Annotated in this window: 18 protein-coding genes and 2 pseudogenes; 6 read left to right on the top strand and 14 right to left on the bottom strand. The window is 63.4% G+C overall.

The window, feature by feature from the left end; genetic code table 11:
• Window positions 1–22: 22 nt before the first annotated feature.
• The 7 genes from ACS13N_RS23225 to ACS13N_RS23195 all read right to left on the bottom strand — a co-directional run bounded on the left by ACS13N_RS23225 (window position 23) and on the right by ACS13N_RS23195 (window position 4,715).
• A complete protein-coding gene (locus tag ACS13N_RS23225; RefSeq protein WP_269746638.1) occupies window positions 23–145 on the bottom strand; it encodes a hypothetical protein in 123 nt (40 codons plus the stop codon).
• Window positions 146–189: 44 nt separating this feature from the next.
• Window positions 190–549, bottom strand: a complete 360-nt coding sequence (locus tag ACS13N_RS23220; RefSeq protein WP_438933947.1) for a hypothetical protein — start codon at window positions 547–549, stop codon at window positions 190–192.
• A complete protein-coding gene (locus ACS13N_RS23215) occupies window positions 549–980 on the bottom strand; it encodes a hypothetical protein (RefSeq protein ID WP_438933946.1) in 432 nt (143 codons plus the stop codon). The genes ACS13N_RS23220 and ACS13N_RS23215 overlap by 1 nt, the downstream gene beginning before the upstream one ends.
• A gap of 63 nt (window positions 981–1,043) precedes the next feature.
• Window positions 1,044–2,576 carry a phage tail protein gene (locus ACS13N_RS23210; RefSeq protein WP_438933945.1) on the bottom strand — a complete coding sequence of 511 codons (1,533 nt, stop codon included), beginning with the start codon at window positions 2,574–2,576 and terminating at the stop codon, window positions 1,044–1,046.
• Window positions 2,577–2,699: 123 nt separating this feature from the next.
• A complete protein-coding gene (locus ACS13N_RS23205; protein ID WP_438933944.1) occupies window positions 2,700–3,536 on the bottom strand; it encodes a hypothetical protein in 837 nt (278 codons plus the stop codon).
• Between the two features lie 328 nt (window positions 3,537–3,864).
• The gene (locus ACS13N_RS23200) at window positions 3,865–4,290 is read right to left on the bottom strand and encodes a hypothetical protein (RefSeq protein ID WP_438933943.1); all 426 of its coding nucleotides are present in this window, start codon (window positions 4,288–4,290) and stop codon (window positions 3,865–3,867) included.
• A 137-nt stretch (window positions 4,291–4,427) separates the two neighbouring features.
• Window positions 4,428–4,715 carry a MarR family transcriptional regulator gene (locus ACS13N_RS23195; protein WP_438933942.1) on the bottom strand — a complete coding sequence of 96 codons (288 nt, stop codon included), beginning with the start codon at window positions 4,713–4,715 and terminating at the stop codon, window positions 4,428–4,430.
• Between the two features lie 178 nt (window positions 4,716–4,893).
• On the opposite strand from ACS13N_RS23195, the gene ACS13N_RS23190 reads away from it, so the two are divergent.
• The 4 genes from ACS13N_RS23190 (at window position 4,894) to ACS13N_RS23175 (ending at window position 6,593) form a co-directional block, all read left to right on the top strand.
• Window positions 4,894–5,664 carry a S24 family peptidase gene (locus ACS13N_RS23190; protein WP_438933941.1) on the top strand — a complete coding sequence of 257 codons (771 nt, stop codon included), beginning with the start codon at window positions 4,894–4,896 and terminating at the stop codon, window positions 5,662–5,664.
• Between the two features lie 155 nt (window positions 5,665–5,819).
• The gene (locus ACS13N_RS23185; protein ID WP_438933940.1) at window positions 5,820–6,128 is read left to right on the top strand and encodes a hypothetical protein; all 309 of its coding nucleotides are present in this window, start codon (window positions 5,820–5,822) and stop codon (window positions 6,126–6,128) included.
• A gap of 120 nt (window positions 6,129–6,248) precedes the next feature.
• Complete coding sequence (locus ACS13N_RS23180) at window positions 6,249–6,389, top strand: hypothetical protein (protein ID WP_438933939.1); 141 nt, start codon at window positions 6,249–6,251, stop codon at window positions 6,387–6,389.
• Between the two features lie 33 nt (window positions 6,390–6,422).
• A complete protein-coding gene (locus ACS13N_RS23175; protein ID WP_438933938.1) occupies window positions 6,423–6,593 on the top strand; it encodes a hypothetical protein in 171 nt (56 codons plus the stop codon).
• A gap of 343 nt (window positions 6,594–6,936) precedes the next feature.
• On the opposite strand, the gene ACS13N_RS23170 is transcribed toward ACS13N_RS23175, so the two are convergent.
• On the bottom strand, window positions 6,937–7,236 hold the full coding sequence (locus ACS13N_RS23170) for a hypothetical protein (RefSeq protein ID WP_438933937.1): 300 nt from the start codon (window positions 7,234–7,236) through the stop codon (window positions 6,937–6,939).
• Between the two features lie 438 nt (window positions 7,237–7,674).
• Between ACS13N_RS23170 and ACS13N_RS23165 the strand changes: the two are divergent.
• Window positions 7,675–7,886, top strand: a pseudogene (locus tag ACS13N_RS23165) (transposase); the annotation flags it as partial.
• A 1,082-nt stretch (window positions 7,887–8,968) separates the two neighbouring features.
• Here the strand turns inward: ACS13N_RS23165 and ACS13N_RS23160 are convergent.
• Both ACS13N_RS23160 and ACS13N_RS23155 read right to left on the bottom strand, forming a co-directional pair.
• Window positions 8,969–9,178: pseudogene (locus tag ACS13N_RS23160) on the bottom strand (phage portal protein); the annotation flags it as partial.
• Window positions 9,179–9,292: 114 nt separating this feature from the next.
• A complete protein-coding gene (locus ACS13N_RS23155; RefSeq protein ID WP_438933936.1) occupies window positions 9,293–9,823 on the bottom strand; it encodes a GNAT family N-acetyltransferase in 531 nt (176 codons plus the stop codon).
• Window positions 9,824–9,998: 175 nt separating this feature from the next.
• On the opposite strand from ACS13N_RS23155, the gene ACS13N_RS23150 reads away from it, so the two are divergent.
• Complete coding sequence (locus ACS13N_RS23150; RefSeq protein WP_438933935.1) at window positions 9,999–10,976, top strand: DedA family protein/thiosulfate sulfurtransferase GlpE; 978 nt, start codon at window positions 9,999–10,001, stop codon at window positions 10,974–10,976.
• 365 nt (window positions 10,977–11,341) lie between these two features.
• On the opposite strand, the gene ACS13N_RS23145 is transcribed toward ACS13N_RS23150, so the two are convergent.
• The 4 genes from ACS13N_RS23145 to fliH form a co-directional block, all read right to left on the bottom strand.
• Entirely contained in the window at window positions 11,342–12,973 is a 1,632-nt protein-coding gene (locus ACS13N_RS23145) for a flagellar hook-length control protein FliK (RefSeq protein WP_438934474.1), read from the bottom strand.
• A gap of 38 nt (window positions 12,974–13,011) precedes the next feature.
• Window positions 13,012–13,482, bottom strand: coding sequence for a flagellar export protein FliJ (fliJ, locus tag ACS13N_RS23140; RefSeq protein WP_438933934.1), 471 nt, complete (start codon window positions 13,480–13,482; stop codon window positions 13,012–13,014).
• Between the two features lie 94 nt (window positions 13,483–13,576).
• The gene (fliI, locus tag ACS13N_RS23135) at window positions 13,577–15,028 is read right to left on the bottom strand and encodes a flagellar protein export ATPase FliI (RefSeq protein ID WP_438933933.1); all 1,452 of its coding nucleotides are present in this window, start codon (window positions 15,026–15,028) and stop codon (window positions 13,577–13,579) included.
• Window positions 15,018–15,758, bottom strand: coding sequence for a flagellar assembly protein FliH (gene fliH, locus ACS13N_RS23130; RefSeq protein WP_438933932.1), 741 nt, complete (start codon window positions 15,756–15,758; stop codon window positions 15,018–15,020). The genes fliI and fliH overlap by 11 nt, the downstream gene beginning before the upstream one ends.
• Between the last annotated feature and the right edge of the window lie 33 nt (window positions 15,759–15,791).

Here is a 15,791-nt window from a genome sequence, read left to right as displayed (position 1 = left end):
ACCCTCTCTGCAGGCGAGAGATTCATTCGCGCTCTTTGAAAGACATCGTCTTCAGATCAAACTCAGCGCCATGAAACTCACTGCATTTGATGGCCATCGCCTGGCGCATCGTGTCGTCCAGAGAAAACGCCACGTCGAACGGCACGCCGTTATGCACGAGCCACATGGCCTCGTGAAACGGGCCGTTCGTCAGGAGTTTTTTAGCTCGGCCTCCGGCTCAGCTGTCTGGATGAAGCTGGCAGCCACGCCGCGTTGTGCGGCTTCGTTGCCCTCCTCGCCCAGGCGCTGATACAGGGCACGCAGTTGGCCTTCCGTGGCAGGCGTGAGCACCGGGTCGCCATCGATGGCCGAGACGAACTTGAGGTGCGCCACCTCCGCCAGATACAGCATGTTGAGCTCGCTGCTGCCCGCGGCCTTGGCAAAGTCCAGGTTGCCCAGCGGGCTGGGCTTGCGCAGTGTGATCTTGCGGCCGAGCGCGTCATCGATGACCACCTCTTTCGCGGCGGCCTTGATGATCTGTTCGGATGGAGTGATGGTCACGTGCGTCATCAGGACACCTTCACGCGGCGCGAGGCCACGAAGTTGACGGATTGCTTGATGGTGGCGTCGCCCGCGCGGTTGCCGGCATCGGCCAGCGTCATCATCACGCCGTCGTAGCGGAACTGCGAGACCGAGCCATTTGCTTCCTGGATCGTTTCGTAGATCTGTGCACCCACCTCGTTGAGGCCGGCGTAGTAGCCCTCCTCAAGCTGGGCGAAGTAGCTGTCGAGCGTGGCGTCCTGGCGCTCCACATCGAACGAGCCAGACCAGCCGTCGAAGAAGCGCACATGGTCGGTGATGCCATCCAGGCGCTTGACGCGCACGTCGGTCACATCCTGCTTGCTCTTGAATGCGGTGATCTTGCTCGGTTGCAGCGTGCCGTTTGCGGTCTGGAAGACCAGCGCGTAGTCGCGGCCAACGGTATAGCCTTGAATCGGCATAGTGTTCTCCAAAAAAGAAAGGCCCCGCGTTTTGCGGAGCCAGAGGGTGGATTGAATGCTGCGTTACTGGTTGTTGGTCGAGGTCCGGATCACGGTGGCCTGCGAGCCCTCCACGTTCACCAGGAACTTCTCGATGACCGACAGGTAGACCACCTTCACGTCGGCCTGCATGTAGCCGAGCGCCACGCGGTTCATCGGGTTGTTGTTCGCATCGATCTGCACCGAGTACGCGGGGCCGCCGTTCACCGCGCCGATCATGCCCTGATGCTCCATCGAGCTCAGGAAGTTCGACAGCGTGGCGGCGGCTTGCGCACGCACCGTGGCCGACTGCAGCTGACCGACGTACTTGCCCATGCCCGCATTGATGGTGCTGGCGATGTAGTTGGTCATGCGCGTGTAGTTGTCGCCCTGCGTGAGCGCGTTCGAGCTGGTGTTGTGACCAGCGCGGCAGCCGAAGTACGCGCCACCCGGCACCGGGTTCGTGACCACGTCGATACCGGCCTGGATCAGCGTCTGCAGCTCGGCCGAGCTGTAGCTCTGGTTGGCAAACGTCTTCTGCGTGCCGACCACACCATAGATCGGCTTGTTCAGGCTGCTGTTCTGCGGCGACAGGTTGGCCAGCAAGCCCGCCACGAAGCCTTGCGGCGAGACCAGGCGCGTCACACCGTTCACGGTATCGAGCCAGTACACCCAGTCACCAAACAGCAGCTTGAAGGCGTACGAATCGATGCCAGCGGTGCTCTTGGCCGTGACGGCGTTGGCGATGGTGTCGCCGCTCGGCCCCACGCCGATCATGTAGATGCCTTCCGACAGACCAAACGCAACCTGCGTCGGCCAGGTGGTGGCATCGGCGCAGTCGGCCAGCATGGCGATCGACACGCCCTGGTTGCGCAGTGCGTACATGCCCTTGCGCGGCACGGTGTCCTGTCCGAGCAGCACGGCGCCGTTGATGGTGGCCGCGCCGTCAGTGCCGCCCGTCAGGGCAAGCGTGGCTGCCGTCGGTGCGGTCGTGCCGGCGCCTGCGCTGGCGGTGATGATCTGCGAGGCGCCGCGCATGACGCTCACGCCGTTGTTGATGGCGTTGGCGATGGCCACCCACAGCGCATTGCCGGTCTGGCCTGCGCCAATGTTGTCGAACACTTCCGGTGCCAGCGCGGGCGCTGCCACGGTCACCTTCCAGGTGTTGGCTGCAGAGCCGGCAGACAGCGCCACCGTGACGGTGTTGCCGAGCGAGCCCGTGTACTTGGCAGTGAACGTGATGCCGTTGGTCTGTGCGATCACGGTGGCCGCGGTATCGGTGCCATCGGTCACGCGCACGCAGCGGAAGTTGTTGGCGCCTTGCTGGACAGCCACGGCCACGGCGGTGCCCATGTCATACGTGCGATTCTGGATCGCGCCGAATGCCTGGGCGTACATAGCCATGTTGCCGATGATGGTTGGCGAGTTGACCGGGCCCCACGTGGCGGTCCCCACCACGCCAAGCACGTTGGTCGGCACACCATTGAGCAGGGTGACCTGCGGCGGAACAATCTGGACGTACAGGTCCGGAACGATGAGAGCAGTGGTATTGATGCTGCCCTGCTGGACGATCGGCATGCTTGCCTCCAAGGAAAACAAAAAAAGCCGCTCAAGGGCGGCCACACATGAAAAAGCCGCCCAGAGGGCGGCACGGTTTGATGAACTGCGACTGCAAATACACAGGGCCGTTCAGCCCATCACTTACTCCACCAGGGTGCGGACAGGAAACTGCGCACCCATCGATGCGCCGGTCGTCACGCTCTCCACACCTGCTGTGATCTGGTAGGCCGTTTCGGTCACGATGGTCGCGTACTCAACGGCATAGCGCAGATCCCGCCGGTAGATCAGATTGGTCGGGTCATCGTGCTGCAACCCAAGCTTGTAGCGCAGCGCGGCGCCCTGGTCCGGCAGCGTCAGGCGCACGAGGCCCGACAGCACTGCGTCGACCTTGCCTGCGATGAGGTCGCGCGGCGCAGCGCCATTCGCCCATGTGGAGATGAGGAACGTGCGCTCTTGCCGGCGCGTCTCGCGCTGCACGGTGCCGATCCCCCCAACGCGCGGCGAGATGTTGGTCGCGCCCGGAATGGTGATCGACGCGCCCGTCGCGCTCGCCGGCTGGTCCACCGCCACCAGTGCGGCAACCGCCGTTGCAATGCTCGCGGGTGTATCGCCGGCTTGCACGGCATATACATACGCACGCCCATCGACCAGCAGCACGACGTTCTGCGGCGTGCTGACCGTGCCGTTCACCATCACGGTCTGCCCAGCCAGGCTGAGTGCGAGCGTGTTGACCGGCGGCGCAGCCACCGTCCAGTCCGAGAAGGCCGTGCTCTTGTGCCGCTGGTGGCTCTTGGTCGGGAAGACCGACACATGCGCCTTGTTGGCCTGCAGGTCGGTCTTCAGCTGCGTCATGTTGGGCCAGCCGCTGTACACCAGCACGGGATTGCCCGTGATTGATGGTTGGCCAGTGCCGTTCGGATAGACCACACCCGTGACGAGCGCGACGAGTGCGTTGGAAACATCAGAGAGGTCTGCCATAAGACAAGCGCCTTCATCAATGCGCGCTGCAAGGCGCGATCGATCGAGTGAGTTGCATCAAGGAGTGAGATCACCTCGATCAAGTCGTCACCGTGCAGTGACATCGAGGCAGGTGTTGCATGTGTAGGAACGAAGCGCAGAAACAAAAAAGCCCGCTGGGTGGCGGGCATTTTTTTCGCTACGTCTACGCTTCGTCTGGGTAAGTCAATGCACCCCAATGGGGTGCATGTCTCGGTCTGAACCGGTTACGCCGCGAGGGCAATCGAACATCTGGGAAACAGAATACGAAGGGGATATAAACGGTGCAAGGGGTCTGCGAAAAAAATTTTCAGGCGAACATCGGAGCCGCTGCAGCAGCACGCACGGCCTTCACCATCTGCACGCGCGCGACCTCTGAATCGATAACGTGCGACATGATTGACTGTGCCTTTGCAAGACGCACCTTCCAGTGCTTGAGCGTGTGCGGCGATGCGCCGTGTTTGCGCACGAGGATGCGGCACACCATCTCTGCAGGCATGCGGTGCACGTAGTGATACTGCAGCAGGCGCTTCGCAACCGGATCGGCAATCTTCTGCCAGGCGCGCTCCACCAGCCAGCCATCATTCACGTCGATCGTGACGATGGCTTGCGGTGCGCCGCTATCAGCATCGCGCATGGCAACCGCCAAGCGTGCCCACGATGCGCAGTACTGCGGTTGCCAGCTCGGATCACGCACCACGCGGCCCCAGTTGTCCAGACGGTCTTCGATTCCCATATCCCTTTTCCTCGTTGGTTCAGTGCTCGTTGATTGCCGTGAGATGGCAGCGTCCATCACAGCGGCAGATATCGTTGGGCGTCGCGCCCCGGCAATCGCTGTGCTCACGGCCAGCGGCGCAAGGGCGTGACGCGCGTCTACTGAAACAGGCGCACCTGCACAGGCGCCACGCGCACGGATTGCACCCAGCGGCCCGTGGCATTGCATTTGCGGTCCTCGGCCAGCTCCAGCCGCTTGGCGGCAATCAGCTCGCTGCGGCGGGCAGAGACGCTGGACTTCTCAATGCGCAGCGCCTGCGCAATTTCAGCAATCGTGGCGGTGCCAACGCGGGCCACGTAGTCGGCAATGCGATCGCACTGCAGCTTGGCCGTCGACGTGGTGCGGCCACGTCGAAAGGCATCCATCGAAGTTTCGGTGACAGTCATGGGAATAGGCTCCAGTCGGCGCACATGGGCGCGCGGATTGAACAAGATTCGGTTCGGCCCGGCAGCCCAGGGAGAGGGTGGGAGGCAGGTCGATGGGTTGTAATTTAGATTATTCTAAACTACGATGTCAAGATACTTCTAACCCACAGATTAGAAATTTCTTGCTCTAATGCGCCCCATGGACATCTACGACAACCGCCGCCAGTGGCTTGCCCACTGGATCCAAACCCTCGTCAACGGCGACCGCGCCGAGTTCGAACGTCAGTACGGGTACTCCCGCTCGCAGGTGGCTCAGTTCCTGTCGCGCACCTACCAGGACGGCCGCAGCATTGGTGATATCGCTGCGCGCCGGCTGGAGAAGAAGCTGGGGTTTCCGGACCGCACGATGGACGCGCCATTCTCCGAAGCGGCCGCACACGCCGTGGGCGGGGTGGATGACGGCGCCCCCGTATCGGCGCAGAGCAAGGGCTTTCCTGCCCGCCCCATCACCACGTATGACCGCCTGGATGAACTGCCGACCGAGTCGACCATCCTGATCACACATGTGGATGTGACACTGTCTGCCGGCAATGGCCGTGAGACCTGGCACGTTGAGGAGAAGGAGCCGTTGCCGTTCCAGGCCGACTACATCCGCCGGCTGGACGCGAGCCCCAAGAACCTGGTTGCGGTCAAGGTGCGCGGCGACAGCATGGAGCCGCGCCTGTTTGACGACGACACCGTGGTGGTCGACAAAGCCGACCGACGCATCCCCACCGGGGGCGGCGTGTTTGCCCTGGTCTACTGCGGAGAGATGCTGGTCAAGCGCCTGTTCCGCCTGCCCGACGGGTCGATCCGTGTAGTGAGCGACAACAAGGAAAAGCACGATCCGTTCATGGTCGCCCCCGAGCAGCTCGAGCACATCGACATCGTTGGCCGGGTGAAGTACCGGTCGGGTATGGGCGATTTCTGAGCGCGCCCGCACCCGCTGCCTCAACACATGCAAACCCGCTTCGGCGGGTTTTCTTACGGGTGCTCGCAACGTTCTAAACAGTGATGCTTAGAATTATCTTGACATTCCATTAGAAACATCTAAAATATCGGGATCAACAGCGCGAGGGGAGCAGAATGGTCAACGCGAGCACGCCGATGGAACGCCTGGTCTGCCAAGCCCTGATTGCCGACGACATGTTTTGCGCTGACCGTGGCCTGGATGACACGCACATCTACATGGCCCCCATTGCCGCCACCCTGCTGCGCAATGACCTGGGCGACTCGACCATGGCCTCGTTGGGGCGTGAGTTGCTGCGCCAGTTCCTGCGCGACATCCAACAGGCGGTCGCAGAAGAAGCGACGCTTGCCGATGCCGCCATCGACACAGCCGACATCGGCGAGCGCGCTTGGTATCGCAACGGTGCGCTGGTGCTGGCCGCTTGATGCTGCGCCGCGCCCTTCGTGGCAGGCTTGAGCGCCGGCGCATCGATCTACTGATCGTCGTCGCCCTGTTTGGTGTTGCGCTGCGCGCGCTCGGGCACCTGCTCTGACACGGAGATCCGCATGAAGCACGGCACGAGGCGGGACCCACCCCAATGGGTAGACGCACACGCTGCCCTCGTCGACTGGCTACTCGTGATTGGCGTGGGGATACTTGCCGGGGCCGTGATGTATCTGGCTGTTGCCCTGCGCGCGGGCACCTAAGCACCCTGATTGACACACACGTTTCTTAACCGAATGAACGAAGCACTGATCCGCATTCTTCACACCACCCGCAACGCATGGGGCCTGGCCGCCGAGCAACGTAGCGCGCTGCCCCACATGCCGCACAACGCTCACTGCATGAGCGCGACATTTGCCGCTCCAGTATTGGCATCATTGAAAAACCTACGCTCTAGCCAGCGTTAATTTGACAACCGGAATCCGCTAGAGCGGGACGCGGGTTCGATTCCCGCCACCTCCACCAGTACACCGCAGCACCAAAGATCACGAAAGACAATCTAAGCTGTTGATTTGACGGCCTTCGAGCCCGTTTTTTGTTTGTGCTCGGTTGTCGGCGATTGTTTTGGGTGGTCCTCGAAAGTCCACGCAAAGTACACATGGAATGCACGCGCCATGGCGCCATCACGCCTCTTCCTGGCCGAGCGAGAATCGACCGGTTTTAACTTGGGATCCTAGGTCAGTGACAATGAAGTCGACAAACGCTTGGCCCTGGAATCCGACTCGGTCAATGGTGGCGGCGGTGTCTGGGCTAATGCAGCCACGGCAGAGGGTGCAGTGGCCAAGGCGTCGGCATCTGGTTCTTGTAGTCCGGCTTGGCCCGTGTCTTGTCCATCTCGTACTCCGCACTGCGGACCTTGTCATCGATGCGCTTCTGGACCAGCGGATCGGTCGACGACGTGATTGACCCTGGGTCGCTTGACACAGCCTGCGTGGTGGCGGGGGAATCCGGTGCGGTTATTGATGCCGGCGGCGGCTGACCCAATGCAGCCGAGGCAGTTAGTGCAGCAGCCAGGGCAAGCATCGTCTTCAACGGGCGCAGTTCGATCATGATTCGGCTCCTTGCTTTGCGAAGCCATCGATTGCATCGGCCACCTCGTGGACGGGAATATCAGTTGCAGTGGCCTCGGCGTGTCAGAAAAGGGTGAGCGCGGCTGATGTCGCAAGAGACAGCGAGGGCATCGCAAGATGCGCTCCCGCAGCCGACCTCGTTGCTCACGTGCAGCGCGATGAAGTTGGGACCTTTGACATTCCAGTGGGACGGTGCAGCGCCAATGCGTCAGGCGCGTTGCAGACGGGATGTCGCCATAGCAGCGTCGATGGCCGATGCTTCTTGGAGGCGGTCCCTGATTTCGCGCCGGACCGGAGTGACCTGCCCCCGGAGATTAGTACGCTGACGATGTAGAGTCCGTTCCGAAGAGGAGCGGTCATGAAGAAGCGATTCACCGAAAAACAGATTGTTGGCGTGCTGTAGGGAGCTGAAGCAGGCCTGAAGCCAGCAGCGCTGTGCCGCAAGCACGGTATCTCGGAGGCGACCTACTACAACTGGAAGGCGAAATTCGGTGGGATGACGGTCGCCGACACGCAGCGCCTAAAGGGGAGTTGGAGCAGGAGAACAACAAGCTCAAGCGCCTGCTGGCCGAATCGATGGTCGACAACGCGGCGCTGAAGGACCTGTTGGCTGCGAAGAAAATCGGGCCCCCATGCCGAACGCCACGTGGCCCGTCAAGGGGACAATCGCCCGCGCAAACGTTGATCAATATTTGCTAGAGGGAGCGGGAGTGGTGCTGGTACCCGTTGCGGCTCCGCTTGCGCTGCCGCTGGTGCTAGCGCCAGTTCCTTGCGGCGCCCCACTCATGCCTGATTGAGGTGTCACACTCCCAGAGCCAGCAGCGGAACCAGTCCCGCTACCTGCAGCAGTGCAGCCAGCTAGCGCGCAGGCGATGGAAAATGCAAGCGCACTAATCGAGGTTGTCGTTCTCATGTGGTCCTCCGTATCTCGGGTGGTCAGTCTTTTCCCTGGCACTCACGTTGGATTCGCGGGGGCCAGTGATGACGGGCGAGCAAGTGCCGTTCCCACTCGCCATGACTTAACTGGCGGCGCTTCCAGAGACCCACCGCCCGAGATTTTGGAGGCTGGCCACGAACGCTGCTCCGTGCCGATCAAGGCAGAACACATCGACGCTTGGTTCAACCCGGACCCGCCGACCTTGAAGAAACCATGGATGAGATTCTGAAAGATCGCGCGCGGCCATATTACGAACACAAGCCCGCCGGCTAACCCCGTCAACCTGTGGACGCCGTTTCAAAGACACATACATGTAGACGCAACCGAATCTGACCGGCCGAGCAAGAGGCACGCCTTAGAGTTTTGCTGTTCGAAGAAGACGCGGACCCAGTGCGACTCTTGGCTGATGTACGTCACGCGTCGCTAGACAGTGGGAACAATCGCACATACGGTAGACGCGAGGACGATCTGCAGATCGCAGTGCAGATCGTGGTGCAGATCGAAGGGGAGCCATCCTGGGAGAGCTCCCATGGAACTTTCAGTCAAAGCAAGACATGGCCACGTCGAGATTCGCACACGGCGGCGCAGCGACCAAAGATGGATGAGTGAGTTTCGGTATGTTCCCGACCACGGGTCGCCCTCCGAGTGGGCTTCAGCATGCGCTCCAGAGGGTTTCATCACAGATGCGATGGCAATGAGCGCGGCCATCTTGCTCGGAAAGGAAGCCGCCGAGGAGCTTGCCGCGACGAGACGCTCTAAACACCCCACGTAGTGGTTATGAGGCCTCGGTCAGCGGGTATGGCGCGAATCGCACCACCTCCTCCCCGATCCAATCATTGACCGCCAGCGACCGCCGCTGCATCGGCGCCACCTCGTTACGTGCGAACACCTTCGCCGCCTTCTCCACGTCACCGAAGCCGCCCGTGTTCGACGGGATGATCCCCATGAGCTGCGGCGGGATGCGGTGCACCGCGCGCAACTCGTCCACGTCTTCCTGGGCCTGCGCGGTGTCGGTCAACCTATCCATCGAGCAGCGGAGAACGTTTATTCATAAGGCTTATGGGCCAGTATCCGCGCTCCCGCCGACGTTGCACGGGCTCTACAACTCACGCTGCATGAGCAAGCAATCCAGCCAGCGCCCGAACTTGTAGCCCACCTTCTCCAGCACGCCCACCTCGCGAAACCCGCAGCGCGCGTGCAGCTTGGCTGATCCCGGGTTCTCATACCCACCACCGACCACAGCCACCATCTGCTTGAACCCACGCGCCTGGCATTGCGCAATGAGCGCCTGCAGCAGCAACGTACCGACGCCCCGCCCTTGCGCGGCCGCATCCAGATAGATCGAGTCTTCCACCGTATTGCGATACGCGGGCCGCGCGCGGTGCGGGCCGGCGTAGGCATAGCCGAGCAGCTTGCCGCTGGCCTCGGCCACGATATAGGGCATGCCGACGTCTTGCAGCGCCTGGAAGCGGCGCGTCATCTCGGTCAGGTCGGGCGGGTCGATTTCGAAGCTGGCAGAGCCGAACAGCACGTGCTGCGTATAGATGGTGACGATGACCGGCAGGTCAGCCAGGGTGGCCGGGCGGATGCTGACGGCGTCAGCGCCGGAGGCAACGTCAGAAGCGTTCATGGGGGATGCAGAGGACATGGCGACAAATGCATGCGCGAAAGCGTCATTGTCATGCCAATTTCATGTGCCAGACACGTCGCCGAACAGTCCGTACAGGTATGCCTATCGGACGACGCCGGAATGCGGTAATTTGGCACACGCATTTGCCACGCCGCGCGCCTCCCGTTTTCCTCCTATGCACGACCTGTTTCCCCTCCTTGCTGAATACGGTGCGTTTGCCGTGTTCCTGAACGTGTTGCTCACGCAGGCCGGTGCACCACTGCCCGCTGTGCCGACACTGCTGGTGGGCGGTGCGCTCACCATGATCGGCCCCCTGCACTTTATGGAACTGCTGCCCGCTGCCGTCACCGGTGCGCTGCTGGGCGATGCCCTGTGGTACGTGGCCGGCAGGCGCTACGGCCGACACGTGATGGCGCTGCTGTGCCGCGTGTCGCTGTCGCCCGATTCCTGCGTGCGGCGCACGCGCACGCAGTTTGAGCGCTGGGGTGCGCCGCTGCTGTTGATCTCGAAGTTTGTACCGGGGCTGTCGACGGTGTCTTCCGCGCTGCTTGGCACGATGCGCACGCCGTTCAGCGTGTTCGCGGGGTACAACCTGGCCGGCTCGGCACTCTGGGCGGCAATCTGGCTGATGCTTGGGCGCATGGCGCATGACAGCATCGACCAGGCGCTGCGGTTGCTCGACCAGCTTGGCAGCCGCGCCATCGCGCTGATCGTGGTGCTGGCGGCGCTCTACGTGGCCGGGCGCTGGCTGCAGCGCTGGCGTTTTCGCAAGATGCTGGAGATGGTGCGCATCTCGCCCGACGAGCTGCACGCACTGATCGAATCGGGTTCAGCGCCGGTCATCATCGATGTGCGCAGTGACAGCTCGCGGCAACTGCAGCCGCAGCGCATTCCGGGCGCGATGCTGTACGACATGTCGAGCAGGCACAACGCCATCGAGATCGACGGCCCCGACCGCGAGATCATCATCTACTGCGCCTGCCCCAACGAGGCCTCCGCCATCATGGTGGCGCGCACGCTGATGGGCCGTGGCTTCAAGCACGTGCGCCCGCTGCATGGCGGCATTGATGCGTGGGTGGAACGCGGCTATGGCGTGGAGCACGTGATCTCCGTATCGCCGGACACGCTGACCACTGCCGAAGCGCGCGCCTGAGCTCACGCCTTTGGCGGCGCCACACATTCGGGCGCCACAAAAACAAAAAGCGCACCTCGCGGTGCGCTCTCCCGTAAGTACGGCAAACATGCGGTGCGCCAGCCCCCCGGCTCGGACACGCCGCATCGGTCCGTGGCATCCACCCGAAGGCGGATGTGGCGAAGTGATCCCCGTTTGATCCCGTCTTCGCCGGTCGGACTTGACCCCCTTGTTATTCATCGCAAAGCCACCGTTGCTGCTGGGGCGTTCGCGTTGTTATTTCCCGTCCTTCTCTACTTTCGTCGCCTTGCGGCTGGCCATTGATATGGCACTCCTGAGGAGTAACGGCTGGTCTTAATAAAACTTTAGGTATTGCCCTTCTGCCGTCACGCAAACGTGTCGATGGCACCGTCGTGGCTGGAAACGCGCTGCGGTGCAGCAGCCACGGCGCTGGTGGTATCGGCATGGCCTTGTGCGTTGCCGCCAAAGCGACTGCCGCTGCCACCGTTGCCCGCGCCGTTGCCTTGCGCAGATGCGCCCTGCCAGGCGCCCTGCTGCTGGCTGAAATCGCCCGTGCTGACGGTCGTTTGCGCAAGCTGCATGCCGCCTTGCTGCATGGCATCACGCAGACGCGGCATGGAATCCTGCACGAGTTCGGCCACGGCTTGGTGCTGGCAAACAAAGCTGGCATTGACGGCACCGTTGTCGACATCGAGCTTGACGTGCAGCCCGCCCAGTTCGGCCGGATTCAACTGCAGCTCGGCCGACGACTGGCGGTGCACCTGCATGAAGGCAAGCTGGCTCGCCATGCTTTGGGGCCAGGCGGCATCGCCAAAGGTCGGTAGCGTATGGACCTGCGCGGGCGTGATCGCCGCGGTGGCAGCGGTGCCGGCCACTCCAGCGGTGCCAACGGCAAAGGTTGGTGCGGCAGCCGCGGCATTGCCTTCGGCGCGCGCGAAGATACCTTGGAACTGGGTACCACTGCCCTGTGCATCCGCCTGCGTGCCGGTGTTACCACCATTGCTCGCGCGGCTGCTGGCATCTGCCACAACTGCCGCGGCGGTTTGCGAGTTGTTGCTTTGCGCGCTCGATTCCGCGCGCTTCGGCAGGCCGTGCTCGCCGTTGGTGTTCTGCGTTGGCGAGGCACTGCCCAGTTGGCGCACGGCAGCCGGGGTGTTGTCAGACACGGCACGCGTGCGTGCCAGCGTCTGAGTGAGCGCGTTGCCATCGGGCAGCGGCGTGGCGGGCAGCGTCGGCGTGTTGCCGTTCGCAGTCGCGCCAGCGGCCTTGGTGCTCTTGGCAGCTTGCAACGCGGCTTGGCCAGCCGGCGTGGATGCGGCCGCATCGGCTGCCGCGTCGGCACCACCTTGCGAACCATTGGTGGCAGCGTTCAGCGCAGCCAGCGTGGCGGCGTCGGCATCGGTCGTGGTTGCGTTGCTTGCGCCCTGCGCTACGGTGGTCGTGGCAACCGACTGCGTGCTGGACTGGGCGCCGGACTGCGTGGCCGGCAGCGTTGTTGCGGATGCGGCGACGGCAGTCTGCTGGGCAACTTGCTGAGCCGCCTGCTGCGCTGCCTGGCGCGCAGCCTCAATCTGGGCTGCCAGTTGTGCAGCTGGATCAATGACGGCCTGCGCCGCAGCCGCATCCAGGTCCTTGGCATCGGCAGGTTGCGCCGGCTTGGCGCTGGCAGCGTCCTGCGTGCCAGTTGCCGGCACCGTCTGAGGAAGAGCCGTGGCAGCGGGTTTGATGTCTTGGCTGTTGCGCGCGCCGGCGTTTGCAGCATCCTTGCGAGCGATATCTGCGCGGCGGCTGGCGGCATCGTCAGCAGCGGACTGTGACTGTGCATCGGCACGACGACGCGCGGCATCCTGCGCCAGGCGATCTGACAGCAGGTTGCCGAAGGTGTCGCCGTTGGACGACGACGCGCTCTGCGACTTGTCAGCGGCAGCGTTGTTGCTGGCGGACAGCATGCCGGTCAGGTCTTGCGCGGCAGTATTGGGGGTAGCACTCAAACCCACGTTGACTCCGTCTTCCATCTGCGTACGTGTACGCGTGTTCAGTTGCCGCCCTGCGCTGCACGCATGCGGATCACCTTGGCGGCGTGTTCATCGTTCTCGCGCTGGTCGCGGCGCTCCTGATCCAGGCGCTGCTCTTCAATGTGGCGCTGGCGCAGGATGTCGAACGATTGCTCACGGCGCTGCTTCTCGATCCAGTTGGCACGGCTCGCTTCAAGCTGGTTCTCCAGCGCGTTGATGGTGCCCTTCTGCTGGTCCACTGCGGCACCCAGCCGGTCAATGAACGCGGCGTAGTTGCGCAGGCGCGTGATGTCGATGCCGCCCTCGGCGTTGGCCGTGTTCAGCATCTGCTGGTGATAGTTGTTGCGGTAGTCGGACAGCAGGGCCAGCTTTTGCGTGGCGGCCTCGCGCGTGTTCATCAGGCGGCCGACTTCCTGCGTGGCTTTTTCGGTGTCCTTCTGGGCCAGTTCCAGCACCGTATTGAGGCGGAACGGCTTGCTCATGGTGGTCATGGTCGAACCTCCGGATTTCCACTACGTCAACCAATCGGTTTCAAACTGTGCGGCTTGAGCCCGAAGCTTTTGCCGCGCTTAACACTTCACACTGTCAAGCGAGCACCGCGTTCATCTTCTCCAGCGTGTGCTCACGGCTTTCGTTCTCAAACATGCCCTGCTGCAGGAACGCCTCCATGTCGGGATAGCGGGCGATGGCCTGGTCGGTCATCGGGTCGCTGCCACGCGCGTAGGCACCCACGGCAATCAGGTCGCGGTTGCGTTGGTAACGGGCATAGAGCTGCTTGAAGCGGCGGGCGGTATCGAGCTGCTCGCGCGGCACGATGGCCGACATCACGCGGCTGATCGACTGTTCGATGTCGATGGCCGGGTAGTGCCCCTGCTCGGCCAGCTTGCGCGAGAGCACAAAGTGGCCGTCCAGGATGGCGCGCGCGGCGTCGGCAATCGGGTCTTGCTGGTCGTCACCTTCGGCCAGCACGGTGTAGAACGCGGTGATCGAACCGCCACGGCCGCTGGCATCCACCATGCCGTTACCGGCACGCTCCACCAGCGCCGGCAGCTTGGCAAATGCCGAGGGCGGATAGCCCTTGGTGGCCGGCGGCTCGCCGATGGCCAGGGCGATCTCACGCTGCGCCATCGCGTAGCGGGTGAGCGAATCGACGATCAACAGCACATTGCAGCCGCGATCCCGGAAGTACTCGGCGATGGTGTGTGCGTAGGCAGCGCCCTGCAGGCGCATGAGCGGTGAGTTGTCAGCCGGTGCGGCCACCACGGCCGAGCGCGCGAGCCCTTCCTCACCAAGAATCTCGTCAACGAATTCCTTCACTTCGCGGCCGCGCTCGCCGATCAGGCCGACCACCACCACGTCGGCCTGCGTGTAGCGGGCCATCATGCCCAGCAGCACGCTCTTACCGACGCCAGAGCCGGCAAACAGGCCCAGGCGCTGGCCTTGGCCCACGGTCAGCAAGCCATTGATGGCGCGCACGCCCACGTCGAGCACGTGCTCGATCGGCTTGCGCTTGAGCGGGTTCAGCGGTGCCGGAGCCAGCGTGCCCCAGGCCAGATCTTCTTGCGGGCCCAGCGGCCCCTTGCCATCCAGCGGCTCGCCGTTGGCATCCACCACGCGGCCCAGCAGGCGCGGGCCCACGGGCAGAAACTTGCTGTGCGCGATGGTCGGGTCGGCAGCGTCGGTCGGCACGTGCTGCGGTTCCAGCGGGAACACGCGCGCGCCGGGCACCACGCCCACCAGATCCGTCTGCGGCATCAGGAAGGCGCGCTCTTCAGCAAAGCCCACCACCTCGGCCAGCACGTAGCGGGCTGCCCCGCCACCATTCGGCAGTTCCACACGGCAGGCGCTGCCCACCGGTAGCTTCAGGCCCACAGCCTCCATGACCAGGCCAGCCACGCGCGTGAGCTTGCCGCACGTCACCACCGGGCGGGCCAGGCGAGCGCGCTGTGCGGTCTGGCGCAGGTGCGCTTGCCACACGCGCACGTTGGGATTATTGGCCGCTGCCTGGCCAGCCGATTGCACAGTCTCAGGCAACATGGAGCGCCCCTCCGGCCACACGCTCGGCTTCCGAGCGCTCGCTGGCGATCCATGCGGTATCGCGGCCCAGCGCGCGGGTCAGTTCTGCCCAGCGGGTCTGCAGCGTGGCATCGGTCTCGCCGAAGCGGGTTTGCACACGGCAACCGCCACGTTCGATGGCGGCATCAACGATGATGGTCCAGCCTGCCGCGGCCAGTTCGGTGCCCAGCATCTGGCGAATCAGTTCGGCATCCTCGGCATGCACGCGCAGCATGGCGGGCGCCGGTGCGGTGGGCGCATCGCCCAGCACTTCACGGATGAGCGGCAGCACGCGCTCGGGCTGCGCATGCAGCGCGCCACGCAGAAACTGCTGCGCAAGTTGCAGTGCCAGATCCACCAATTCGTCGGCAACGTTGCCGTTCAATTGATCGATCGCTTCACGCACCGATTGCATCAGCGTGGCGATCTGCTTGGCGTCTTCCTCGCCCTGGCGACGACCTTGCTCGAAGCCGTCCTGAAAGCCCTGGGCAAAGCCATCGCGACGGCCTTCGTCGCGGGCGGTGGCCAGTTCGGCGTCCAGCATCGCCTGCCATTCCTCTTCGGAAATCGACGGCTCTTGAGGCTCGGCTTCCGGCGGCGGGGGCGGTGCGGCTTCAGCGGCGGCCTGTTCAGCCTGGCGCTCGAAGTCAGTCGGCTCCCACGGCTGGTACTCGACCAGCGTATCGCGCGGAATGATCGGCGGGCGCGGCATCTCAGCGCTCCATCACAAACACATTGGGTGCGC

The sequence above is a fragment of the Ralstonia sp. 24A2 genome (genome assembly GCF_051783885.1).
In the GTDB taxonomy this organism is placed as follows: domain Bacteria; phylum Pseudomonadota; class Gammaproteobacteria; order Burkholderiales; family Burkholderiaceae; genus Ralstonia.
Note: the sequence above shows the minus strand (reverse complement) of the source record. Positions and strands in the feature narration are given on the sequence as shown.